A 25011-nucleotide genomic window follows, 5' to 3' on the forward strand; every position below is an offset into this window, starting at 1 on the left:
TTCACATGGATAAAACTAAGCTCACAATGTATCATGCTGTGGAATACTTACTAAAAGACCTCTGCGTTGAATTGGGCTTTTGTATTCCCCTTGGCGACTCTGAAAGAATTAAAGAGCAGGATTATTTAGAAGTTGATAGCTTTGCATGTGAAATCCTTATCGCTGAAGGCATGAGCCCTGAGTACGAAGTACAGTGGCGAAAGAGAGTCTGCAATAGGTTTATTGAGAAATTTGGCTAGGAAACAAGCAATAGTGAATTCAAGCAAAACTCTTAACAATTCCAGTCAAAGAGAACAAAAAACAACGTTTTACGACACTTTTTCGTCCCCCTGCTGGGTGCGTTATAAGGCTTTTTGATGGAAGAGATAATATGGAACATCGTAGCTCTTGTTGCATGTGGTACATGGATGATATTTATTCCGCGGCATCTTGTGTTCGTATTCGTTAAATATCAGTCCTTTTTGTATAAATATATCCCACCTACAAAGCTGGTATTCAAAACAGAAAAAGAAGCCGCGACTCCAATATTTAATGAAAGAGCCATAAGAGCCTTTGGGTTTGCCTGTTATCTAATTGCTATTGTAATTGGCACTAAGTATTCGTTATAAGCCTTATAACAAATAAGGTAGGCCGCGTAGCGCCTATCCTCCTGCCGTGCTCCTAGTGGCCCAGATACAAACTATCCCCCACACCACTGTCAGCTGTACTAGTCTAATTCTTTTATCAAACTCCGGTGCTCCAAATAGAAACAGATAATCGGAGCCTGGCCCCCACTAATCGGCGCACCAGATGCCATTCAGTGCATTAATCATCTAACAACAAAAGGCCGGGCACGCTTTAACATGCCCGGCCTTGTTACCTTTTGTATTTAGTTACAGGAAGCCGCGTATATCTCATCTACCCACTGGGCATTGTCGATAAACGGATTACGGTTACCCTGCCACTCAGCGTTGCGTTCGTGACGCCTGCGCTCCCAGTCATCCACCGGGTCCTGGCTATTCCATGCCAGCAGCGTACACAGGACACCGAGTTTTGGTGTTCCGGTATTACTGGAGGTGTCATTGACCAGGTAGAGATCCGGCATATTGGCATCGTTACCTTCGTAACGGACGGCCATATAGAACATCATTCTGGCAGCATCCCCTTTCACCGCATCGCGAGGCTCGAAGCTGTTGCTGTCAGTCTTGTTATCCGGAGACTCAGAGACAGGACTTCCACCGTTGTCATAGTCCTTGTTACCTCTGGTGGAGTTCATCGACGCATCTGTGGGCCTCAGATGGTGCACATCTGCGTAACCCCACTGACTCTTGGATGGGAAACCCAGAGACTTGGGCCAGGAGTGTTCGCGGTTCCAGGCATCGCCGTCGTTATAAACTCCGGAACGATAGCCTTTGTCCTGGCTGCGGCCGGTATAAAACAGAATCACGTTGTTGGGGTTATTTGGGTCTTCGTCACTGTAGCTCAGCGCATCCCACACCTGAGAATAGGTAAGCTGCGTATGACCACGGGCTGCAATCTCGCCAAGTTTGGCTTTCAATGCCTGTCCGGTTAACCCACTGGCATCATCATAGTAGCCATCGGGGCCGCCCACTTCGCCACCCGGGTTGGTACCGCCGCCATCACCACCACCGTTGTCGCCACATGAAGTGTCAGGATAGTCGTAGTCACCGGGTACACCATAACCACTGTGAACTGCCCAGTCGTCAACAGAGTCATTGTCTGTAGGGCTGTTTCGGTAAATGGTTTTGTACTTTGCCGCGATATTCCAGCCGGAGACCTTATTTTCCCAGGCAACCATATCAACCGTAGAGTTGGTATCACGCAACTGGACATAATCGCCACTGTTACCCAGAGCCAGCGTCAGACCGCTGGCATCAGGCTGAGCGGCATACAGAGATTCAAAGCCGGAGGCTGATCTGGCTATTACGTAACTTTGATTTGGCGCCAGAGTGCCGTTGAGATAGTAAGTAGCCGAGTTATCACGAATCGACCATCCAGCCAATGATTGCTCTGTGCAGCCGACGTTAGTTAACTCTATCCATTCTTCGACAGAATCATTTCCTGGTGTGTCATAAAATACTTCGGTAATCAGTACCTGTGAGGAGACTGCGAACGGCAGCAATGCCCCCGCCAATAGCAAGTTTTTCATCTTTATTCCCTAAAGTAGTGAAAGACCCGCTTAAATGAGCATATTTTGATTAACCTTTTAAGTCACAACCAACAAAACAAAACTAAGGACCGACATTAATCAATTATTCGTCAGCGCTTCAGGCTATATAAATGTAGCTACTCAATGTATTTTCAATTAACACAAGCGTTGGAACTGTAGCCGAGAATTATCGCATTCTAGATTCGGCAGCCCTCGACGGCCTGACAACATTTAACAATCAGCCCCCGCCTATTCCAACATCACTGCTTGTACCTGTTAATATACTGTACTTGTAACTTATGGCTGGGTACCTTCTTCTCTGGGGGTGCCAGATTCGAACGTTAGATATGGATTAGCTACAAGGTCAGATGATGGAAAATCATATTGAGTTGATTAAGACGATAATGCCTGAGATCACCAAGGGCTTAAATGTACTGTCGCTAAAGAAAGATGTGGCAGCAATCCTAAAAGACGCCCATTCAAGGTTGAGCACAGCACAACTCAACCATGTATTGATTGTCGCTCAGGAAGCGTTGAGCGAGCACTGCGGCTGCGCTGATGAACTTGAAGATCTAGAGTCCATCCTGGATGATCTTCATGCCGATGGCGTAATAGATAGCCAGATTTACCAGCACATTATTGAGAACACGGCTTGTGGCAGATGGTTGTGATGTGAATAAGCCCTGACAAACCATTATTGCTGCTGATGACATGGAAGAGCTGTCAGAGGGAGAAAAGGCGCAGATTGATAAGGCTTACAAGAATGCAGTGGAGAGGATTAAAAACGACAAGACGCGATGAATACCATCCTTTTCCTACTATCAGTTTAATTGTAGTGTTTCAGACCTGATCTGACAGTTACCCAGTCTAACAACCTTGATAGCTTGACACCAAGCCGCCGATGAGAAACCATCAAGGCAGCTTCTTAACTTGATAGGCAAATATGAGAAAACTAAGCGCTGCACTCTTCCTTATTCATTGGCCTTTATCAATATTTTTAATGGGCTACTTTAATCTTTACTCTGCTTGGTATTTTTCGGACTACGCACTTGAGGCTGAATTGATAACAGGCCTTTGCCACTTGCTGCTTACACTCTACGGTTTTAGCGTCTTTTTTCCAAAGGGAAAACTCTACGTGTCTCTTTTCGCAGCATTAGTGTTTACGTTCTATCAAACGTTTGCATTCGGATTGGGGATTAATAGGTATACCGCAAAGCTAGATTTGAACTCTGATGCTTTTATCATATTGGAAAAGTTTGATAGCGGTGCGCTATCAGGTAGAAACTTTGCGCAACTTTCTTTGCTAGAAACACGATATGGTCTCTTTTTGAGTAAAACGGTCATTGAGTCATACAATGATGTTCTGTCTGGTACACTCACCTCTAAAAACGGGGCTATTGTTTTGACGGTGGAGCATTTTGACAAACAAGTCACGCGAGATTATTTGTCTAAAAGCTGATTGTTGATAGACAGACAAAGTCTCTAGCACAAATTTTTTCACTTTCCCGATGCTGAGCCATACTTTGGTTGTTTTGGTGACGTACTAGCCGGGTCCTCATTTCTTGAGCAGGGCCTTTTAAACCTTATCTATTCCTTGGTGAAATCTTCATCGTTCTTTATATCTTCACAATTATCCGAGGCCCTAAACTCCTATATGAAAGAAGCAAGCTACATAGCAAATATACTAACTTGACTTAACGACTATCATATTTTAAGAAGCGTTAGTGGGCCTCTAACAAAAAATGACATTAACCAACTCTAGTTTTCGTCAGGCTCAGGTTCATGCGGAAAGCATTCAACGTCGATAAAGTAGCCAATATGAAAGCCATAATCTGACAATGAACGTCTTGCATTTACGCCTAACGTCAACAATCCTTGTTGAGTAGTGTCATAATTAATTATTTCAAATTGGTCAAATATCGGGGTTATACCAACAGCATCCAAAATCCGATCACGGCTATTCGCTCCCTTCATGTTGAAGTCTATTATTCCATCTGTCATTACAGTAACTAGTAAATCAACACCATCACCAAAGTCAATAGGCCCTTTGGTAGCACGGGCGCTACTAGACTCAAAATACCCTGAGAACTCTAAGTAGTCTCTTTTGCAAGTGCCTTCCATTGGATCTCGATAACAAGAGTCCTTGACGTGTCTCCTTTCTCTATCTTTTAAATAGATATCTCTGGTATAGTTACGTCCCATCTTAAATACGTCATAATCAACTTCTGCTTTAATGATATCTGAAAATGCGTCAAAAGGTCCTGTACCTAAAATGGCCGAGGAAGCACCAAGCATAAATGAGAAATGCTCAGGATTGTATAAGTACCTAGAGGATGATGATAATGCCGCTAAGGCCACACCAGAAAAAGGAGAATATTTGTCATGTTTATCGCCAAAATCAACGAACCATGATGCAAACGCCCTCCATTGCCCTGGGTCTTCAGTCTGATAACTTGTAGTCTGCAACTCGACATCACCTAGAGCTTGGTTAAGAGGTATAATGAAATTAATATCTCTCGGTGGCAATGCGTTACTTGGGCAGTTCCCCAAGTTTTTTAACTCAATTGATGATTGCGGGGGGGGAAGTAAAGTTTGTTTTAGTGCTTTAAGGTTTTTTTTCCCCATCTTAGTTGATTGCCCGTTAGGCCCGGCACTATCATAGTCATAAATAGCCATCGAAACAGAAAGCATAAAGTTTCCGTTTTGATGAAGCTCGTAGCCAACAAGTACGTCTCTTTGCTCACTGTCCGAAGGCATAGCGGTGACAATAATATACATATCCTCACCAACCTCTCCACTAAACTTGTCACTCACATTGAAAATATTCTGCATTTTATCTTCGACATCTAGAAACTCTACATCTCGTTCACCAGCAGGGTCATAACTGCTGATTTCAATAAAGTCATCTATAACAACTAATGGTCTATATACCAACAATGCGACTTCATATGTATATCCGGTAAGTTTGAAGCACTGTTCATAGAACTCATCAGGTTCTGTCTCATAATGTTCGAGTTTTGGTACTTGATATTCGGCGTTAAGAGTTATCACATTTTCAGGCGAACATAACTCACTTTCCATACTTCGGTTTATATCATCACGTTTCATCGGTGTGGCGGAACATAACCCCGCAATTAAGAACATCACTAGACCATATATCAATTTCATAAACTGTATTCCTCTAGCAAATCTATCTGCCAAAAGTGGCCTTCTCATACAATAATAAAACAATGATATATTCAATCCGCAACAACTGACTAGTAATTAAGTCAATTCAACCTAAAACGAATATACTCAACAACTTGTAAATAAAGCCAACAAAAAGTAGAAGAAAGATAGTAATTACAATCTAATTCATTGGCCGTAACACCACCTACCTATGTATTAAGCATTCTCTTACAGGTAGCCGAGTTATATCCCTCTCTAGAGTCACGGCTTCTCATTTGTGTTTTACATCTCCCATATAGCTATGATTGTGATACGGCTTCTCTAACTGAAACCGCACGTGTCTCCCGAGCATGAATTTCTCACCACCATACTCGATAAATGGGTAAGCGATGGTGAAATGGCCTTGCTTATCACAGTCACTGTTGCTGCACTCATGCAGCCACTGCTTGGGGTTGGTGTGGCTCACCGGTGATCTATCTACCCCTCTCATTTAGCCACACTTGCACTCATCACAAAGAAACTCAACGACTGTTACCTGGGCGCCCTTTCGTCTCTGCATTCTCAACACAACCCCGACTACTGTATATGCATACAGCATCCGTTGATTTTGATGTTTTGGGCATCCCTTGATCACTCCTTCGCTAAGAGGAACTCTCTATGCTGCCAATTGAAAACCATCCGCTGATAGACTCGACGACAATGACAACGCTGATGAGCCAGGAAGATATCGTGCGCATCACTGGCGCCAAGCAGTCTGCCAGGCAGATAGAGATACTGGCCCGCAATGGCATTCCGCATATCGTCGATGCCAATGGCAAACCCAAATTAACCTGATATCAATACAACAATGCTCATTTAATGAGAGCATCTGCTAATGACGATGGCCCAGACTTCGGAGCGTTAGATAGGAGTTAACCTATGGGACGGAAGCGTAATAATCCAATGGATGCCCAACTGCCCCCACGGGTTTATAGAGGGAGAGCTTCATTTGAATGGAACCCCAAAGCTGGCAGCTCAATTCGCTTGTGCCCCGTAGATGCTCCGTTATCAGAAGTATGGCGAAGGTATGAGGAAGTCAGCGACGCACTCATTGACCGTGAGACTGTCGCTCATTTGGTGAAAAGCTTTATGGAATCTAAAGACTTTGCGGCACTCGCTCCTGAAACTCGCAAAGACTATGTGAAGTACAGCAAGCCAATCCTCCAGGTCTTTGGCAAGATGCATGTCGATAAGGTCAAGCCACAACACGTTCGCTTATACATGGACAAACGCGGTACCAAGTCCCCTATTCAAGCCAACAGATAACACGCATTCTTCAGTCGCTGCTACCGGTATGGTTACGAACGAGGAAAGACGAAAGGTAATCCATGCCGCGGAGTTCGGAAGTTCAAAGAGAAACCCAGGAAGCGCTACATCACCGACATAGAGTATCAAACAGTGTACGATGCAGCAGACGACATCGTTAAAGTTGCCATGGAGCTGGCGTATCTATGCTGCGCCAGGCAGCAGGACATTCTTTCAATGCGTACCAGCCAGATACAGGATAAAGGGATCTTCATTGTCCAATCTGAAACTGGCGTGGAGCAAATCAAACTCTGGACGCCGAGGCTACGGGCAGTCATTGGCCTTTCTAAAACGCTGGCCCCTGGAGGCGTGGTGTCGACATTCGTTCTTTGTAAGCTAGATGGCGGCAAATGGTCGCGGGATGGCTTTAACTCTCGTTGGAGTGCGTCGAAGGAACGAGCCAGGGAAATATCTTCTCTGCCTATGGACTTCACCTTTCATGATATAAAGGCAAAGGGGATGTCCGACTTGGAAGGTTCACTCCAAGATAAGCAGGCTATCTCCGGCCATAAACATATTGGTCAAACAGCAAGGTACGATAGAAAGGTAAAAGAGGTTCCGGTCGTCGGTGGGGACAAACAAAAATAGGATTTAGATAGGCCGTTTTTTACCCCAAATAGCGAAAAATATTAGGCGAGTATTAGGCGGATACAAAAAACCAGTTACAACAAAAGTATGTAACTGGTTGATTGTGATATGGTACCCGAGGACGGACTTGAACCGTCACGCTGTTACCAGCGAGGGATTTTAAATCCCTTGTGTCTACCGATTCCACCACTCGGGCATTTTCGTTGTCTGCCGCCTTACGGCCACAAACTGGAAAGAGTGGAGGCGCGACCCGGAGTCGAACCGAGATCGACGGATTTGCAATCCGCAGCATAGCCATTCTGCCATCGCGCCTTGGAGCGACATATCGGGTTCGAACCGATGACCTATACCTTGGCAAGGTATCGCTCTACCAACTGAGCTAATGTCGCATGGTGTCCTATAAGAACTTTTTTAAGACTTCACTCTTCGGCAGAGTTAATGTCTCGCTCAGTGTTATCTGAGCCAATCAGAGCTTTTAAGGCGTTGCCTTCTCCCTGACTGCGAAACGAATTCTACTGATTTGACCTGTCCTGTCAACGTGGAAAACTGATTTATCAATGAATTCAGTGCTGTTTGCCTTATTATTCAGCAATGCGGGCATAAAGAGAGCAAAACAGTCGAATTAAATGTCATCTTATCGCGAAATATTAGTCTTGGTTAGTCTGGCAACTGCATTTGCCAATAGAAGCAGCTTTAGATTATTTGTTCAAAAAGAAAACGCCCCCAACAAGTGGAGGCGTTTGATCAGATTACTACAGGCTTATGCAGGCAGAGACAGAGGCTCCAGGCCCAGCATCTTCTGCATAACTCCTACTACCTGGCAGGAGTAACCAAACTCGTTGTCGTACCATACGTACAGAATGGCGCGCTTGCCTTCAGCGATGGTCGCCTGAGAGTCAACAACACCCGCGTAGCGCGAGCCAACCAAATCGCTGGATACGATTTCAGTGGACTCGGTGAAGTCAATCTGGTTTTGCAGCTCAGAGTGCAGAGACATGTGGCGCAGATACTCATTCATATCTTCTTTGCTGGTCTCGGCATTCAGGTTAACGCTGATAATCGCCATAGATACGTTAGGCGTAGGAACGCGGATTGCGTTGCCGGTCAGTTTACCTTTCAGTACAGGCAGTGCCTTGGAAACGGCTTTGGCAGCACCGGTTTCAGTGATAACCATGTTCAGCGGCGCACTGCGACCACGACGGTCAGCCTTGTGATAGTTATCGATCAGGTTCTGGTCATTGGTGTAGGAATGGATGGTTTCCACGTGACCATTTTCAATGCCGTACTTGTCGTTAACTGCTTTCAGTACTGGAGTAATGGCGTTGGTAGTACAGGATGCTGCAGACACAATGATGTCAGATTCCAGAATATCGTCCTGGTTTACCCCATACACGATGTTCTTGATGTCACCCTTGGCAGGTGCAGTCAGCAGTACCTTTGAAGCGCCAGGGCTCTTCAGGTGCAGACCCAGACCGGCTTCATCTTTCCAGATACCTGTGTTGTCTACGACCAGCGCATTATTAATGCCGTACTTGGTGTAATCCACTTCGTCCGGAGAGTTGGCGTAGATCACCTGAATGTAAGTACCGTTGGCGATGATGGCGTTATTCTCTTCATCCACCTCAACAGAGCCATTGAATGGACCGTGAACAGAATCGCGACGCAGCAGGCTGGCACGCTTTTCCAGGTCACCCTTACGACCACCTCGCAGAACGATTGCACGCAGACGCAGGTTATTGCTGCGGCCGGTACGCTCAATCATCAGACGAGCCAACAGACGACCGATGCGACCGAAACCGTACAGAACCACATCTTTAGGCTCCATCTCTTTGGCATGCTCAATGGCAGTTGCCAGTTCAGCAGTCATATAGGTTTCAATTTCAGAGGCGTCGTTATGGTTGCGCCAGTAGTTTACCGCCAGCTTACCAATGTCTACACGGCACTGTTTTACAGGTAACTTGCTCAGGGCTTCAACAAACGGGAAGCTCTCGCGTAAACGCAGTTTGTCACCTACATGACGGCGCACCAGACGGTGAGCCTTGATAATTTCAATCGTAGAAGCAGCCAGCAGTGGCTTGCCGTATACCAGAACTTCTACGCCCTGGTTGCGATACAGCTTGCCAAGAAGAGGTTGCATGGCTTCAGCCATTTCAAAACGTTCTTGCCAGCTTTGCAGGTGTTTATCAGCGCTCATTTACAGATCCTTTATCTCACTTCCTAACTTTTCTACAGGGGTACAGAGTAGAAAGGTTTGAGTAACAATAACTTTTGACCAATACTCATTGTTATAGGCGGGGTCTGCCTTTGTTGGTCGGCAGGTATTGTAATGAAATCGCAGGCTGGAAGCCAGCAGGATATTTCTCATAAGTGTGTAATTTAATTAGAGAAAAACTATGAAAGGACGTACAAACCCGTCGAAACTTGTAATATTTACACCATTTCTACTCATCTTTGCTTTGAGCGGGTGTGATTGGGGTAAAAATGGCACTCATTTATGTAAAAATAATCCTGAACTTTGTGATGACCTGCATCAGGATGCCTGGTGTTGGCAGGAAAAAAGTACCCTTATTGATACAAGGTATGCCTCAAAACTTAAAGAAGGGCCAGAGGGTAAGCTACTTTATCAACAAATTCTGGCTCTTGAGGATTACAACCGCTGCATAGAAGTTGCCTCGGGTGTACAACATGTCATCAACACCCAAAGAACTCACGAACGGGCAAAAGCATTTTCCGATTCCGCCAGAACGCTCACCGAACTCCAGCAACAAACCAAAAACAGTGATGATCTTTTCCTCGCCTATTATCACTGGGCCAGATTCAGTGATGACAAAGCCAGGGACAAAGTGCTCAAGGCGGCTGACAATGACAGGATCTCTGATCCGGAACTGCTGGGCTCTGTCGCCGCCTACTACGAAAAGTTTAACTTCGATAAATCGCGGGAGATGTACTTCACCGCCATGGCAAGAGCCGATGATACCAATGTTGACCCCAACTGGTTATTGGGTCTGGCCCGCATCGCCAATGCCCAGCGCGCCTACCCTGAAGCCTACCTGTTTACCCGGGCCAATGTGATTCTGGCAGATCATGAAGTCAATGAAGATGAAATGCTGAGAATGCTGCACGGTGAGACCGATAACATTGACGAATTGGACAATATTGCTGAGGACCTCGCTGACGTCCTCGAAGATGGTGAATATGGCACCAGTTCACTGCGTTCCCGGCTGGAGAATTTCTGACATTCAGTTATGCTGGGCGATGGGAGCTGTCAGACGGCAGCAAGACTCGCCCATCTCAGCCCCTACCACAGTGCTTTTCCATGCATTGTAAAAAAATCACCTAATTCAGTAACGAATTTACACTGTAACGCTGTGTTTCGCTTGACGAACACGCTTATTTTGGTAAGTTTACTACCAGATATATTTTATAATCACCTGAGGGATATGAAATGACTATCCGCGTTGCAATCAATGGTTATGGCCGTATCGGCCGCAATGTCCTGCGTGCTCTGTATGAGAGTGAAAAAGAGTACCCTATCCAAATCGTTGCCATTAACGATTTGGGTGACGCATCAATCAATGCTCACCTGACCAAGTACGATTCTGTTCATGGCCGTTTTAATGCGAAAGTAGACCATGACGAAGAAGCCATCTATGTTAATGGCGACAAGATCCTGACCTTCCAGGAACGTGACCCGGCTAAACTGCCTTGGGCCGACCTGAATGTTGATGTTGTGTACGAATGTACCGGTATCTTCACTTCCAAAGAAGCTGTTCAGCCTCACCTGAATGCCGGCGCAAAGAAAGTTATCATTTCAGCCCCAGGCAAGAATGTTGATGCCACTGTAGTTTACGGTGTTAACACTGAAGTGCTGACCAAAGACATGACAGTGATCTCCAATGCATCCTGTACTACCAACTGCCTGGCTCCTTTCGCCAAGCCTCTGAACGATGCCATCGGTATTGAATCAGGCTTGATGACCACTATTCACGCTTACACCAACGACCAGCGTTTGTCTGACGTGTATCACAGCGATCTGCGCCGCGCCCGTGCTGCTGCCATGTCTATGATCCCAACCAAGACAGGTGCTGCTGCCGCGGTAGGTCTGGTGGTTCCTGAACTGCAAGGCAAGTTCGACGGTATGGCTGTACGTGTTCCTACTGTGAACGTATCTTTGGTTGACCTGTCATTTATCGCAGGTCGTGACACTTCTATTGAAGAAGTGAACCAGGTGATTGACGATGCTATCGCTGCCAACCCACAGCTGGCTGAAGTGCTGGCGGTGAACAAAGAGCCTCTGGTTTCTATCGACTTCAACCACAATGCCTACTCTTCTAACTTCGATGCGACCCAAACCAAGGTTTCCGGTCGTCTGGTTAAAGTAATGGCCTGGTATGACAACGAGTGGGGCTTCAGCAACCGTATGCTGGACAACACTGTTGCACTGATGAACGCCCAGTAATTCGGTGATTCACTCAAAAGCCTGCACTTGGTGCAGGCTTTTTTGTATCTGAGTTTTGAGAAGAGATCTTTGGAAGACAAAAGCTACAAGGGATTTACTTTTATAAAACCTACCTAGCTGGTTACAGCGTAACGGCCTCAAAGCCTGCACTTGGTGCAGGCTTTTCTGTATCTGATGTCATGCTTACATTTCGCCGTCAAAGTAATCCACTTGATCCTGTTTGCGGCTAATGTGCCTGAAGGTGCGGTTGCCCTGCTCTCCAACCATACTCAGCACTTTGCCTGAATCAGGGTATTCACACACATCAATAGGTTCGGTGGTGCTCAGGCAAAGGTATATCAGATTGTCTGTTCCGGTATTGACCAACTGATGGGCCACTTCCTCACCGCCAGGCGGGCAGGCAATAATGTCCAGTGGTTTCACCGGATAACTTACCTTGCCAAATCTCAGAGTGCCCTCTCCTTCCAGGATCAGAAACATCTCTTCGTTATGTCTGTGGTTATGGAAAGGACAGACTCTTTTATCCGGTGGTACTACGGAGACACTGTAGCCCAGCTTCTTTGCACCGATTAACTCACTGACGGCGTAACTGGTTTCACCGTATTTTCCATTACCAACGACGTCACCTTCTCCCAACTCGTTCAAATTAATCAAGGGTTTCATCATTTACTCCTGACGTTTTCGGAATCTCTTTGTTTGTTAGGTGCCCCTGAGTAGCGTGCAGATACTCAAGTCCCATTTCCAGGGTGCTATCTGAGGTCTTTGATTGGGTTCCAACCAAACTCCCTACGCCAATTGCAAAAAAGATACAGAGTAAAGAACTCCATTTTCCAAACTCAAGATAAGAGCACAAAACACCCACAGCAAGGGAACGCAGATAGCCAGACTCAAAGACAATAAGTTGTAATACAGACTTCATCCTGACAGACGCGAATCAACAAACGCAGCCCTCCTTGCCTTTTCTAGCGGCTGAAGCTTTTGCCGCACTGTTCTATGACTAAATCTTTCTCGAGGACAAAATGGCTTAATTGGCTCGCCAGTGACTGCTTGTTTGGTTGGCACCGAATATCTAACCTAATCAAATATCCAGCTGGACTCAAAAAAGAAAGGACACCTTATCGGTGTCCTTTCATGCTTGAGCTATACGGTGTTAACCCACTTTGAACTTCTCAACTATGGTCTTCAAGTCATCTGAGATATTAGCCAGATCGGAGGCCTGCCTTGATACAGAGCCTGCACCTTCCGAGGTATTTTTAGCCAGGCTGTTCACCTCTTCAACACTTGAGTTAATAGTATCTACCACAGAGCTTTGCTCTTCTGCCGCCACTGCGATTTGATGGTTCATATCGCGAATATTGCTGACTGACTGATTGATAGACTTGAGTGCTTCATAGGTTTTATTGGCTTTCTCAGTAGTATGAGTCGCTTCATCTACATTCACCCTCATGGACTCTACTGAGCGCTTGGCTTCAGACTGCAATCGGCTGATAAGCGATTGGATCTCTTCTGTGCTTTGCTGAGTGCGACTTGCCAGGGAGCGAACTTCGTCTGCTACCACAGCAAAACCGCGTCCCTGATCACCGGCTCTTGCCGCTTCAATTGCCGCATTCAATGCCAGCAGGTTGGTTTGCTCTGCAATACCGCGAATGGTATCCAGAATGCTGCCTACATTATCAGTCTCCCGCTCAAGGTTCTCGATAATACTGGATACATCGGTAATGTTTGATACCAGCTTGGTGATGCTTTGACGGGTATCTTCCAACACTGCCTGCCCTTCATTGGCAAAGGTATCAGCCTCGCTGGCGGCATCTGATGCGCTTTGAGCGCTCTCTGCAATATCCTGCACTGTGGAAGTCATCTCGTGCATGGCTGATGCAGTGTGGGAAAGCTGATCGGCCTGCGATTCAGAGTTTCTGACCGTATCATCCGTCACTGTAACCAGGCTGCGGGATGAGGTGTTCAGGGTTGCTGAAGAGTTTGCCAACTGGCCAACGATCTGCTTGAGATTAGAGTTCATCTCAATCATGGCGGCATAGATACCCGTTACCTCACCAGTTTGGTTAAAGGTTTGAGTCAGGTCACCCGACGCAATCCTGCGGGCAATCTCTTCAATCTCTGAAGGCTCGCCACCTATGGGTTTACGTACCGCCTTGGTGACAAAGAAGCTCAACGCGATGCCTGCCAATATCGCAATAATCGAGATGACGATAACCGAGTTAACCGCACCTTCACTGTCGCTTTGCGCCTCAGGTCCCAGAATGTCCTGTGCACTCTTAATCGAGCCATTAAAGTCATTGAGGTTGACTGTGACTTTGGGGCCAATTACATCCAAACCGTTGGTAATGTATTCATTTCGGTGAGCGATAATATCAGCTGTCTCTGCAAGTGCCGATTTATAGCTTTCATAGGCAGCTTCAAACTCATTGCCCAACTGTCTTTCTCGACCGGCAGAAAGTGTTGGCTTCAGCCTCTCAAATGGTGCCGCAACCGCATCCAACTCAGAGTTTGCCCGGCTTAAGTCAGCATCAGAATTACTGATAAGGAATTTGGCCGCGAACAGACGACCCAGCAGCAGCTTTTCCTGCACCTGAGAAGCATAAAACAGAGACTGAAGGTCATTGGACTCGCGGGAAAGCTTAATAATCTCCGTCATATTCTGACGCATTTTCAGGCCATTGGGATCCAATCTTTCTCCAACAACCTGATTCCTGCGGCCAAAGTCCGCGACCACCTCTTTAAATGTGGCCTGATACTCATCAACTAACTTGAGAGACTCTTTAAGCTCAGCAATACGGGTGCCGTCCTGCTCGACCTTAATCATATCGCTAATGTGCTTCTCAATATCATTGGTATAGGCATCAACCTTCTCGATCTGAGCACTGTCTTGTGTCTTCAGATACTTTAAAACCCCCAGTCGAGCCTGCAGCAATTCTGTCTGTATTTGACTGGCAGAGTTGGAGCTGCGAGCGAGCCCCCTGTAGTCAGTAAAATTCTGATAGCCTTCGGACAAGCCGAAGTAGCCAACTCCCGATACCACCACCAGCAGACCCAACACAGCAGCAAAAGATACCGACAGCTGTTGCGCTAGCTTGAGTTTAGAAAACATGTTGTGTTCTCCTGTCCCGAACCCTGTTCAATTCAGCAAGGCAAACGCCTTTATATCCCGATAATTTTGGTTTGAGCACCCAACCAGATTCTGGCAAACATCACTTAAGTACCAGAGCAATACGGAAAAAGTACTCTGATTCAGTTTGGCACATATTCTGAATTTTGAAGGTGAATGTGAGAAATCATTCAAAAATAGACAGGGATTGGCAGGTTTGGAGCTGATTGGTGGAGACTGATAATAAAAAAGCCGACATCGCTGCCGGCTTTTAAAATCTGAGGAGGTTGTTTACTTAATGCCTGCCAGCGCGTCCTGACACAACTTGGTAATACGCTCCCAATCACCCGCTTCCATTGCGTCTACAGGTGCTATCCAGCTGCCGCCAATACAATCGACATTATCCAAAGCCAGATAATCATTGTAGTTGCCAGGACTGATGCCACCGGTTGGGCAGAAACGAATACCGGACAAAGGACCACCAAAGGCTTTAAGGGCATTCACACCACCAGACGCTTCCGCCGGGAAGAACTTAAAGTGGGTATATCCCTGAGCCATACCTTCCATCACTTCGGAAATACTGGCAACACCAGGGATAAGAGGCACCTTACCCTCTTTCGCCGCGCTCAACAGCGCAGGGGTAGCACCAGGCGTAATAGCGAACTGTGCGCCCGCTTCAGCAGCCTGCTGCAGTTGTTCCACGTTAAGAATCGTTCCGGCACCCACAATCGCTTCCGGCACTTCCTGAGCGATACGTGTAATAGCTTCAAGCGCGCAAGAGGTTCTGAGTGTCACTTCCAGTACCTTGATACCGCCGGCTACCAGGGCTTTCGCCAGAGGCACCGCGTGCTCAATCTCCTTGATGACCATCACAGGAACGATAGGACTGCAACTGAACACCTCTTGAGGCTGTAAAGACCAGTTATTATTTTGCATCTCGTTTCTTTCCTTAATGATCAATAGTATTCGTCAATCGCACCGGTACTGCGTGCACCGGTTTCAGGACTGGAGAGATTGGCGCGCAATGCACCGAACATCTCACGGCCCATACCATAGCGAACCGGACGCAGATCGATAGCTTCCGCCTCACGATTCATAAGTTCTGCTTCATCCACCAGCAGACTGATTTCGCCACTCAGGGCATTAACACGCACCATGTCGCCGTTACGGATCTTGCCAATCAATCCACCATCCAGCGCTTCCGGCGTCAGGTGAATAGCGGCTGGAACCTTGCCCGATGCGCCAGACATACGGCCATCAGTAAGCAATGCAACTTTGAAGCCCTTATCCTGCTGGGTACCCAGCATAGGGGTCAGCTTGTGCAGCTCCGGCATACCGTTGGCTTTCGGGCCCTGACCTTTAACCACAACAACACAGTCTTTATCCAGCGCACCGGATTTAAACAGTGCATCCATCTTGTTCTGGTCGTCGATAACAATCGCTGGCGCTTCAACTACTCTGTGTTGCTCTGCCACGGCTGACACTTTAATTACCGCGCGGCCAAGGTTACCTTTCAGCAGCTTGAGACCACCATTAGCCTGGAATGCCTCAGACACATTGGTCAGCACCTCTTTGTCCAGGCTTTCGGACGGACCCTCGACCCAGGTCAACTCACCGTCCATCAGTTTTGGCTCTTTGGTGTAACGCATCAGGCCGAAACCGGCGACTGTGTTCACATCTTCGTGCAGCAAGCCGTTGTTCAGCAGTTCACGGATAAGGAACGCCATACCACCGGCCGCGTGGAAGTGGTTAATGTCAGCGTGGCCATTAGGGTAAACCCGGGCCAGCAGAGGCACAGCATCAGACAGTTCGGAGAAATCATCCCAGTTGACGATAATCCCTGCTGCTCGTGCTGCGGCAACAATATGCATGGTCAGGTTGGTTGAACCACCGGTTGCCAGCAGGGCAACAATGCCGTTGACCACTGACTTCTCATTGACGATTTCACCGATTGGCGAGTACTGGCCGCTGGTTTCGGTTAAACGGCAAACCTGCTTGGCAGCCATCTTGTTCAGGGCTTCACGCAATGGATCATCCGGATTAACGAATGATGAACCCGGCAACTGCAGACCCATCACTTCCAGCATCAGCTGGTTGGAGTTGGCGGTGCCATAGAAGGTACAGGTACCGGCACTGTGGTAACTCTTTGATTCGGCTTCCAACAGCGCTTCGCGGTCCACCTTGCCCTGGGCAAATTGCTGACGGATACGGGCTTTCTCTTTATTGGGAATGCCTGACTTCATTGGACCTGCAGGGACGAACAACATTGGCAGGTGACCGAAGCTCAATGCACCGATAAGCAGACCTGGAACGATCTTGTCGCAAATCCCCAGCAGCAGTGCGCCATCAAACATATTGTGAGACAGGCCGACTGCGGTACCCATGGCAATCACTTCGCGGCTGAGCAGACTCAGCTCCATGCCGGGTTGGCCCTGGGTTACACCGTCACACATGGCAGGAACGCCACCGGCTACCTGAGCCACACTGCCAATTTCGTTGCAGGCCGCTTTCAGCATTGCCGGATAGTCACCATAGGGTTGGTGCGCAGACAACATATCGTTATAGGCAGTAATAATACCTATGTTGGCCTTGGTCAGTTGTCGCAGTGTGCCTTTATCAGCAGCATTGCAGGCAGCATATCCGTGGGCCAGGTTGCCACAGCTCAGGCTGGAACGATGAACGCCATTACCGCGGGCTTCATTGAGTGCCGCAAGATACTTTTCGCGGCTCGCCTTACTGCGGGCGATGATCCTGTCAGTGACAGCTTGAACAACTGAGTGCATCTTGCCTCCTTAAGCACTCCAGTAAACGTCTACCGGAGTCTTGTGTTGGGCCAATACCGCTCTGATGGGCATGGCCTTGATATCGTCGCTCTCAAGAGCCTGACGATAGACTGCTAATTTCTGCTCCCCTACCAGGTGCAGGTAGATTTGGCGGCTGGCCAGAATCGCCTGACGGGTAAAGGTAATACGGGCATGTGGTGCCGAGCCCGGGTTAACCGCTGCCAGCAAAGCATCGGTATCCAGTGCGTTATCCAGCTCAGCCGCCGGGGCGCAGGGGAACCAGGAACAGGTATGGCCATCATTGCCCATACCCAACACCACAACATCGAACGGGCGCGGGAAGTTGGCCAGCGACTCAGTGGTCATGGCCAGACCGGCTTCCGGAGTGGCAAACATGTTCTTCAGACCACGGAATTTGGCGTTGGCGGCCAATCCACGCAGCAGATTAGCTCTGACCAGCGACTCATTGGAGTCTTTGTCATAGCTCTCTACCCAGCGCTCGTCGGCCAGACTGATATAAACATCACTCCAGTCAATTGCCTTTTCGCTGAGCGCCTGGAACAGTCTCAGCGGTGTTGAACCACCGGACACCAGCAGCGAAGCCTTTCCGCGGGAATCGACTGCCTGCTGCAATTGGCGGGCAATACGATCAGCCAGCTGTGCTTCCAGTGCATCTGTGCTGTCGAAAGATTTAAACACGGCTTCTTTAATCACAGTGCTTCTCCTTACTCGTCCCAGGAACGGCCATCTTTGGTGATCAGTGCGACTGACGCCACAGGGCCCCAGGTACCTGCCGGATATGGCTTGGGTCTCTCGTTGGACATTTCCCAGGCGTTGATGATGCCATCCACCCAGGTCCATGCCTGCTCAACTTCATCGCGACGCACAAACAGCGCCTGATTACCCAGCATGGCTTCCAGCAGCAAACGCTCGTAGGCATCGGCAATGCGCTCGTTCTTGAAGGTATCGGAGAAGCTGAGGTCAAGTTTGGTGGTTTGCAGACGAGTGCTCTGCTCCAGACCCGGTACCTTGTTCATCATCTGAATTTCAACACCTTCATGGGGCTGCAGACGAATAGTCAGCTTGTTAGGCGGCAGATTACGGTAGCTGGAGCGATACAGGTTGTGCGGTGGATTTTTGAAGTACACGACAATCTCTGAGCTCTTGAATGGCATGCGCTTACCGCTGCGCAGATAGAAAGGCACACCGGCCCAACGCCAGTTATCGATATCGACCCGCAGTGCCACAAAGCTCTCGGTGGTAGAGTCGGTATTGGCACCCTCCTCTTCCAGATACCCAGGAACCGGGCTGCCACGCAGGAAGCCAGCGGTGTATTGACCACGAACCGTGTTTTCAAATACGTTGTCCATGTTGATTGGACGCAGCGACTTGAGCACTTTCACTTTTTCATCGCGAATGCTGTCGGCATCCAGGTTCACCGGTGGGTCCATGGCAACCAGAGTCAACACCTGCAGCAGGTGGTTCTGGATCATGTCACGCATCTGACCGGCTTTATCAAAGTAGCCCCAGCGCCCTTCAATACCCACTTCTTCGGCCACAGTAATCTGTACATGGTCGATGGTTCGGTTGTCCCACTTGGACGCGAACAGTGAGTTGGCAAAACGCAGTGCAATCAGGTTTTGTACCGTTTCTTTACCCAGATAGTGGTCAATACGGTAAACCTGACTTTCATCGAAGTAGGCAGACACCTGATCGTTAATCACTTTGGAAGAGGCCAAATCAGAGCCGATTGGCTTTTCGAGTACCACGCGGGTATCAGGCTTGATCAGATTCTGTTCGTGAAGACTGCGACAGATATCGCCGAAAATGGCTGGGGGAGTGGCGAAGTAGTTCACCATAACATGGGAGGGTTCGAGCAGTTCGTGGAAAGCGGCATATCCGTCCGCATCGGTGAAATTGGTTCCCACATAGTGACACCGCTCAAGGAAGCGAGACACAGTCTCATCACACAGGGGCTCTTTGACAAAGGTATCCAGCGCGGTCTTCACCAGCTCCTGAAATGCCTCGCGACTGAAGTCGTCCTTTGCCACCCCGACAATGCGGGTCTTGTCCTGCAGCAGTTGTGCCTTGTCCAACTGATATAAAGAAGGCAACAACTTCCTGCGGGCCAGGTCTCCTTTGGTGCCAAACAGGACAAAGTCACATGCTTTGGCGGCTGTTGAAGAAATACCCATTGCTTCAAGCTCTCCTTTTAGGGTCACCGGGTTTGTGATTGCTAAGAAACCCACTGTTTTGTCGTAATATAACAACAGAATATTGTAATTGCACCCAGAAATTTAAAAATGTCGTGACCGGGTGCTATAGTCACTGTCATCATGATTCTGTTATGCTTTTTCAGGCTGAAAGAGCGTTGCCAGTCGATTCTTTCAAGACTGGACATCCACGGATGTCCCTTACGGTGCTTGATAGAAATGTTGTTATTCTGTACATCTATCACCGTTGTCTATAAATAAAACTACACTATCGAAATTTAGCGGACGTACGCGTATGAATACCCTAGAAAAGGTTCAGAAAAGCCTCGCTCATTTCAGTAAATCTGAAAGAAAAGTGGCTGAAGTCATCCTGGCTTCACCCCAGACGGCCATTCACTCCAGTATTGCCACGCTGGCCAAGATGGCGGACGTCAGCGAGCCAACCGTTAACCGTTTTTGCCGCAGATTGGATACCAAGGGCTTCCCTGATTTTAAACTGCATCTGGCCCAAAGTCTCGCGAATGGCACCCCCTATGTGAGCCGCCACGTAGAAGAAGATGACTCCCCGGATTCTTACACCACTAAAATCTTCGAATCTTCAATGGCATCGCTGGATACGGCCCGACAGAGCCTGGATACCAGCGCCATTAATAAAGCCGTGGATGTGCTGACTCAGGCGAAGAAAATATCTTTCTTTGGTCTGGGCGCATCGTCAGCTGTGGCCCACGACGCTCAGAATAAATTTTTCCGATTTAATGTACCGGTCATCTGTTTTGATGATGTGCTGATGCAGCGCATGAGCTGTATCAACAGCACAGAGGGTGATGTTGTAGTGCTTATCTCTCACACAGGTCGTACAAAATCACTGATCGACATTGCCCGTCTGGCCCGCGAAAATGGTGCCGCAGTTATCGGTATTACCGCCCGTAATTCGCCACTGTCTGCCGAGTGTACTCTGCCGGTCACTATTGAAGTACCGGAAGACACAGACATGTACCTGCCAATGGCGTCGCGCCTGGCACAGCTGGTCATTATCGACGTACTGGCTACTGGCTTTACCCTGCGCCGCGGTCCACGATTCCGTGACAGCCTGAAGCGCGTCAAAGAAGTTCTGAAAGAGTCCCGAATCACAGTTGACCACAGCCACGTGTAGTTAGTGTGACTTAGACAAAAAAGCACCTGCGGGTGCTTTTTTATTGTCTGTATTACGGCAAACTGATCTTTGCAAACGGTGTAATCAAGTTGTCATCTATGCCCCAGATACTGGCCACAACTGGAATACAGGCAAATTCCGGCACAAAAACCCGGTGAGACTTCACAAATTTCGATCAGGCATTTTACGGTTTTTGATTGTAATTTTCCTACAATTTCAGATGGAAGCTGATAATATAACGGGCAGACAATATGAAATTAACGGAGTGTCATATGTTCCGCAGAACCAAAATCGTGACCACACTCGGCCCAGCCACTGATCGTGATGATAATCTTCGCCGCATCATCGCCGCCGGTGCCAATGTTGTCCGCATGAACTTCTCCCATGGCTCACCAGAGGATCACCTCGAACGCGCCAACGCAGTCCGTCAAATCGCCAAAGAGCTCGGCACCCATGTCGCTATCCTGGGTGATCTTCAGGGCCCTAAAATCCGCGTTTCTACCTTTAAAGATAACCAGAAAATTCAGCTGAACCTGGGCGATACTTTCGTGCTGGACGCTGAGCTGGGTAAAGGTGAAGGTGATCAAAACGCGGTAGGTATTGATTACAAGGCGCTGCCTGACGACGTGGTTGTTGGCGATATCCTGATGCTGGATGATGGCCGTGTGCAACTGAAAGTGGAAAAGGTTGAAGGCCGTAAGGTTATTACCAGTGTTGTGGTGGCAGGTCCCCTGTCCAACAATAAGGGAATCAACAAGCAAGGTGGTGGTTTGTCTGCGGCAGCTCTGACCGACAAGGACAAAGCTGATATTCACACTGCAGCTCAAATTCAGGTGGACTACCTGGCAGTGTCTTTCCCACGCAGCGGTGCTGATCTGGAATACGCCCGTAAATTAGCCCGTGAAGCTGGCAGCAATGCACTGATTGTGGCCAAGGTAGAGCGTGCAGAAGCGGTTGCCACCGATGAAGCTATGGATGATGTTATCAATGCTTCAGACGCAGTGATGGTTGCCCGTGGTGATCTGGGTGTTGAAATTGGTGACGCTGCACTGGTGGCTGTTCAGAAGAAACTGATCGCCCGCTCACGCCAGTTGAACAAAGCGGTAATCACTGCGACTCAGATGATGGAGTCGATGATCTCCAGCCCAATGCCAACCCGCGCTGAAGTTATGGATGTTGCCAACGCAGTGCTGGACGGTACCGATGCAGTGATGCTGTCCGCCGAGACTGCAGCCGGTGATTTCCCTGAAGAAACCGTTAAAGCCATGGCCAACGTGTGTCTGGGCGCAGAGTCACACCCAAGCGTACGTGTATCCAAGCACAGACTGGATGAGTCTTTCACCACAGTGGAAGAAACCATCGCCATGTCTACCATGTACGCTGCCAACCACCTGCCAGGCGTCAAGGCGATTATTGCCCTGACTGAGTCTGGTTCGACTCCTCGCCTGATGTCACGTATCACCTCGGCATTGCCTATTCTGGGTCTGTCCCGTCACGAGACGACACTGGCGAAAATGGCACTGTACCGTGGCGTTCAGCCTATCTACTTTGACACCACGGCTTACACAGCAGATGAAGTTGCGGCCAACGCACTGGTTATGCTGAAAGAGTCAAACTACCTTCAATCCGGTGACATGGTATTGATGACCAAAGGTGATGCCATGGAGACCATTGGCGGCACCAACACCTGTAAGGTTTTGATTGTGGCTTAATTGCCAACGTCATAAAAAAAGGAACGCCGCGGCGTTCCTTTTTTGTTTTAACAGTTTGTCGTCAGAGCTTATCAAACTCATCAACTGCAATGGCTGCCTTTCTGGCCTCATCTGCCTGCTTAAGCCTGTCTGACTCTTCCGCTGTGATGATACCTGCCTCATGGGCAGCATCGAAACGGTTGTCACCGGACTTTAGCTGAACTTTCCCCTTGCGGATGGCTTTATCCACTCTGGCTCTCAGGGACTGGGTACAGTGCATCGCCATAAAGGCAGTTTCCACTTCGGCAATACCACTGGTGTCCCCCTCAAGATCCGGACACAGGAAGGTAAGACGAGACCGACCCGGCCCCGGCTTTAACATACCCTCAACCGCCAGCCGAACTGTCTCATCCGATGGGCCATTGAAATGATTGCCCAGTGGAAACAGAATCAGTCCCAGCTTCAACCTCAGCACGGGATTCGGGAAGTTTCTCACCACATCCTTCAGCGCCGCAGCAGCCTGCTGCAAGCGGGTTTGCATAACATAATGCACCACAGGCAGATCTTCATACTGACGACCGTTGTCCTCGAATAACTTGAGGGTGGCTGACGCCAGATACAGCTGGCTGAGCACATCGCCCAATCTGGCAGACATCATCTCCCGGCGCTTCAATTCACCGCCCATCACCAGCATGGCGAAATCCGTGGCTATAGCCAGGCCTGAAGAGATCCGCTCCATATGTTGATAATATGCCCGGGTTTCACCACTGACCGGGGTCGTGGCTAAGCGACTTCCTGTCAGTGCATGACAGAAGGCACGGAAACCATTCTTACAGGCATAAATAATGTGTGAGATAAGCAACTCATCAAATTGATCCAGCCCTTCCTCTTCATCATCCATTGACGCCGCAGCCATCTCTTTAAGGACAAACGGATGACAACGGGTGGCACCCTGACCAAATATCATCAGGCTGCGGGTCAGTATGTTGGCGCCTTCAACAGTGATGGAAAGCGGGTTCGCCATATAATGGTGACCCAGGTAGTTCTTGGGACCCAGTTGAATCCCCTTGCCTGCCTGAATATCCATGGCGTCGTTCATTACCGAACGCCCCATTTCAGTCATATGGTATTTGGCAATTGCGGTAACCACAGAAGGTTTAACTTTAAGGTCCAAACCTGTCGTGGTGAGTCGGCGCGCAGCCTCCAGCTGATAGGTGTTGCCGATAATACGTGCCAGTGCTTCCTGTACCCCTTCAAACGCACCAATTGGCATACCAAACTGATGGCGCACTGCACTGTAGGCAGTGGTGGTTTTGGTCGCCATATGACCGCTGGCCGTGGCCAGCGCGGGCAGCGAAATCCCCCGGCCGGCTGACAGACACTCCACCAGCATTCTCCAGCCGTGTCCGGCATATTGAACACCGCCGATAATCCAGTCCAGAGGAATAAAGACATCCTTACCTCTGGTAGTACCGTTCATAAATGCCAGACCAAGTGGATCATGACGAATACCTGTTTCAACACCCGGGTGAGAGACAGGGATCAGCGCGCAGGTAATGCCAATATCCTGTTTGTCACCGAGCAGGCCATCGGGGTCTTTTAGTTTGAACGCCAGACCCAGCACTGTGGCTACGGGTGCAAGCGTGATATATCGCTTGTCCCAGTTGAGTCGAATGCCTGTGACTTCTTCACCCGCAAACTCACCCAGGCAAACTACACCTGTGTCAGGTATAGCGCCCGCATCTGAGCCAGCTTCAGGGCCTGTCAGTGCGAAACAGGGAATTTCATCCCCTTTGGCGAGTGCCGGCAGCCACTGCTCTTTTTGCTCACGGGTACCATAGTGACTGAGCAATTCGCCCGGTCCCAGAGAGTTGGGCACCATCACAGTTACCGCGGCACTGATACTGCGACTGGCCAACATGGACACAATCGTTGAGTTGGCGTAGGCGGAAAACTCATGACCACCGTACTGTTTGGGGATAATCAGTGAGAAGAACCCCTCTTTGCGGAAGTATTCCCACAGTTCAGGCGGCAGATCCCTGCGGTTGTGGACTATGTCGTAATCATCGATAAGACTCAGGGCATGACTGACCTGAACCTTGATGAACTCCTGCTCCTGTGGAGTCAGCTCACTCTTGCCAAAACCGTGTAAACGATTCCAGTCTGGCTTGCCCCCAAACAGCTCACCTTCCCACCAAATATCACCGGCTTCCATCGCCTGTCTTTCGGTATCAGATAAAGGGGGTAAGACGCGCTTAAAAAAAGCAAAGGCAGGTCGTGAAATGACCTGCCTGCGGACACTGGTTACACCAAACAGCACGACAATCAGTGCTGTCAGCAATAAAAGGAAACTTATCATC

General features: G+C 48.6%; 21 protein-coding genes and 3 tRNA genes. 11 read left to right on the forward strand and 13 right to left on the reverse strand.

The genetic code is table 11. The features are described from left to right. Positions 1-5 precede the first annotated feature (5 nt). Positions 6-239: a hypothetical protein gene (locus tag ACFOE0_RS16900; protein ID WP_248936336.1), complete on the forward strand. Its 234-nt coding sequence runs from the start codon at positions 6-8 to the stop codon at positions 237-239. Positions 240-868: 629 nt separating this feature from the next. Here ACFOE0_RS16900 and ACFOE0_RS16905 read toward each other — a convergent pair. Beyond that, positions 869-2149, reverse strand: coding sequence for an endonuclease (locus ACFOE0_RS16905; protein ID WP_248936337.1), 1281 nt, complete (start codon positions 2147-2149; stop codon positions 869-871). Positions 2150-2520: 371 nt separating this feature from the next. On the opposite strand from ACFOE0_RS16905, the gene ACFOE0_RS16910 reads away from it, so the two are divergent. Beyond that, positions 2521-2820, forward strand: a complete 300-nt coding sequence (locus ACFOE0_RS16910) for a hypothetical protein (RefSeq protein WP_248936338.1) — start codon at positions 2521-2523, stop codon at positions 2818-2820. 272 nt (positions 2821-3092) lie between these two features. Further along, on the forward strand, positions 3093-3608 hold the full coding sequence (locus ACFOE0_RS16915; RefSeq protein ID WP_248936339.1) for a hypothetical protein: 516 nt from the start codon (positions 3093-3095) through the stop codon (positions 3606-3608). Between the two features lie 299 nt (positions 3609-3907). On the opposite strand, the gene ACFOE0_RS16920 is transcribed toward ACFOE0_RS16915, so the two are convergent. Then, complete coding sequence (locus ACFOE0_RS16920) at positions 3908-5317, reverse strand: hypothetical protein (protein WP_248936340.1); 1410 nt, start codon at positions 5315-5317, stop codon at positions 3908-3910. A 337-nt stretch (positions 5318-5654) separates the two neighbouring features. On the opposite strand from ACFOE0_RS16920, the gene ACFOE0_RS16925 reads away from it, so the two are divergent. The 4 genes from ACFOE0_RS16925 (at position 5655) to ACFOE0_RS16940 (ending at position 7249) form a co-directional block, all read left to right on the forward strand. Next, positions 5655-5789: a hypothetical protein gene (locus tag ACFOE0_RS16925; RefSeq protein ID WP_283106457.1), complete on the forward strand. Its 135-nt coding sequence runs from the start codon at positions 5655-5657 to the stop codon at positions 5787-5789. A gap of 185 nt (positions 5790-5974) precedes the next feature. Next, the gene (locus ACFOE0_RS16930; protein ID WP_248936341.1) at positions 5975-6151 is read left to right on the forward strand and encodes a DUF4224 domain-containing protein; all 177 of its coding nucleotides are present in this window, start codon (positions 5975-5977) and stop codon (positions 6149-6151) included. A gap of 84 nt (positions 6152-6235) precedes the next feature. Next, the gene (locus ACFOE0_RS16935) at positions 6236-6622 is read left to right on the forward strand and encodes a hypothetical protein (RefSeq protein WP_248936342.1); all 387 of its coding nucleotides are present in this window, start codon (positions 6236-6238) and stop codon (positions 6620-6622) included. Between the two features lie 117 nt (positions 6623-6739). Beyond that, positions 6740-7249 carry a tyrosine-type recombinase/integrase gene (locus ACFOE0_RS16940; protein WP_346347861.1) on the forward strand — a complete coding sequence of 170 codons (510 nt, stop codon included), beginning with the start codon at positions 6740-6742 and terminating at the stop codon, positions 7247-7249. 109 nt (positions 7250-7358) lie between these two features. On the opposite strand, the gene ACFOE0_RS16945 is transcribed toward ACFOE0_RS16940, so the two are convergent. From ACFOE0_RS16945 to ACFOE0_RS16960, 4 genes are all read right to left on the reverse strand, one after another. Beyond that, positions 7359-7445: transfer RNA gene (locus ACFOE0_RS16945), tRNA-Leu, on the reverse strand. Between the two features lie 42 nt (positions 7446-7487). Continuing rightward, positions 7488-7561 (reverse strand) — tRNA-Cys (locus ACFOE0_RS16950). 1 nt (position 7562) lies between these two features. Further along, positions 7563-7638: transfer RNA gene (locus ACFOE0_RS16955), tRNA-Gly, on the reverse strand. Positions 7639-8009: 371 nt separating this feature from the next. Further along, entirely contained in the window at positions 8010-9443 is a 1434-nt protein-coding gene (locus ACFOE0_RS16960) for a glyceraldehyde-3-phosphate dehydrogenase (protein ID WP_248936344.1), read from the reverse strand. Between the two features lie 199 nt (positions 9444-9642). Here ACFOE0_RS16960 and ACFOE0_RS16965 point away from each other — a divergent pair, with 199 nt between their 5' ends. Both ACFOE0_RS16965 and gap read left to right on the forward strand, forming a co-directional pair. After that, the gene (locus ACFOE0_RS16965; protein WP_248936345.1) at positions 9643-10485 is read left to right on the forward strand and encodes a DUF2989 domain-containing protein; all 843 of its coding nucleotides are present in this window, start codon (positions 9643-9645) and stop codon (positions 10483-10485) included. A 209-nt stretch (positions 10486-10694) separates the two neighbouring features. Beyond that, on the forward strand, positions 10695-11708 hold the full coding sequence (gene gap, locus ACFOE0_RS16970; RefSeq protein WP_115136962.1) for a type I glyceraldehyde-3-phosphate dehydrogenase: 1014 nt from the start codon (positions 10695-10697) through the stop codon (positions 11706-11708). Between the two features lie 183 nt (positions 11709-11891). On the opposite strand, the gene ACFOE0_RS16975 is transcribed toward gap, so the two are convergent. The 6 genes from ACFOE0_RS16975 to zwf form a co-directional block, all read right to left on the reverse strand. Then, positions 11892-12371, reverse strand: coding sequence for a cupin domain-containing protein (locus tag ACFOE0_RS16975; protein ID WP_248936346.1), 480 nt, complete (start codon positions 12369-12371; stop codon positions 11892-11894). 487 nt (positions 12372-12858) lie between these two features. Beyond that, entirely contained in the window at positions 12859-14814 is a 1956-nt protein-coding gene (locus ACFOE0_RS16980; protein ID WP_248936347.1) for a HAMP domain-containing methyl-accepting chemotaxis protein, read from the reverse strand. 288 nt (positions 14815-15102) lie between these two features. Next, complete coding sequence (locus tag ACFOE0_RS16985; protein ID WP_248936348.1) at positions 15103-15747, reverse strand: bifunctional 4-hydroxy-2-oxoglutarate aldolase/2-dehydro-3-deoxy-phosphogluconate aldolase; 645 nt, start codon at positions 15745-15747, stop codon at positions 15103-15105. A gap of 20 nt (positions 15748-15767) precedes the next feature. Then, the gene (gene edd / locus ACFOE0_RS16990; RefSeq protein WP_248936349.1) at positions 15768-17594 is read right to left on the reverse strand and encodes a phosphogluconate dehydratase; all 1827 of its coding nucleotides are present in this window, start codon (positions 17592-17594) and stop codon (positions 15768-15770) included. A 9-nt stretch (positions 17595-17603) separates the two neighbouring features. After that, positions 17604-18308: a 6-phosphogluconolactonase gene (gene pgl, locus ACFOE0_RS16995; protein WP_248936350.1), complete on the reverse strand. Its 705-nt coding sequence runs from the start codon at positions 18306-18308 to the stop codon at positions 17604-17606. Between the two features lie 11 nt (positions 18309-18319). Beyond that, positions 18320-19789, reverse strand: coding sequence for a glucose-6-phosphate dehydrogenase (gene zwf / locus ACFOE0_RS17000; RefSeq protein WP_115138491.1), 1470 nt, complete (start codon positions 19787-19789; stop codon positions 18320-18322). Between the two features lie 313 nt (positions 19790-20102). On the opposite strand from zwf, the gene ACFOE0_RS17005 reads away from it, so the two are divergent. Together ACFOE0_RS17005 and pyk are read left to right on the forward strand one after the other, a co-directional pair. Continuing rightward, on the forward strand, positions 20103-20960 hold the full coding sequence (locus ACFOE0_RS17005) for a MurR/RpiR family transcriptional regulator (protein WP_115138490.1): 858 nt from the start codon (positions 20103-20105) through the stop codon (positions 20958-20960). A 272-nt stretch (positions 20961-21232) separates the two neighbouring features. Next, entirely contained in the window at positions 21233-22672 is a 1440-nt protein-coding gene (gene pyk / locus ACFOE0_RS17010; RefSeq protein WP_248936351.1) for a pyruvate kinase, read from the forward strand. 61 nt (positions 22673-22733) lie between these two features. Here pyk and ACFOE0_RS17015 read toward each other — a convergent pair whose 3' ends face one another. After that, the gene (locus tag ACFOE0_RS17015) at positions 22734-25010 is read right to left on the reverse strand and encodes an acyl-CoA dehydrogenase (protein WP_248936352.1); all 2277 of its coding nucleotides are present in this window, start codon (positions 25008-25010) and stop codon (positions 22734-22736) included. Position 25011 lies beyond the last annotated feature (1 nt).

The sequence above is a fragment of the Shewanella submarina genome, assembly GCF_042646185.1.
Taxonomy (GTDB): Bacteria; Pseudomonadota; Gammaproteobacteria; order Enterobacterales; family Shewanellaceae; genus Shewanella; species Shewanella corallii.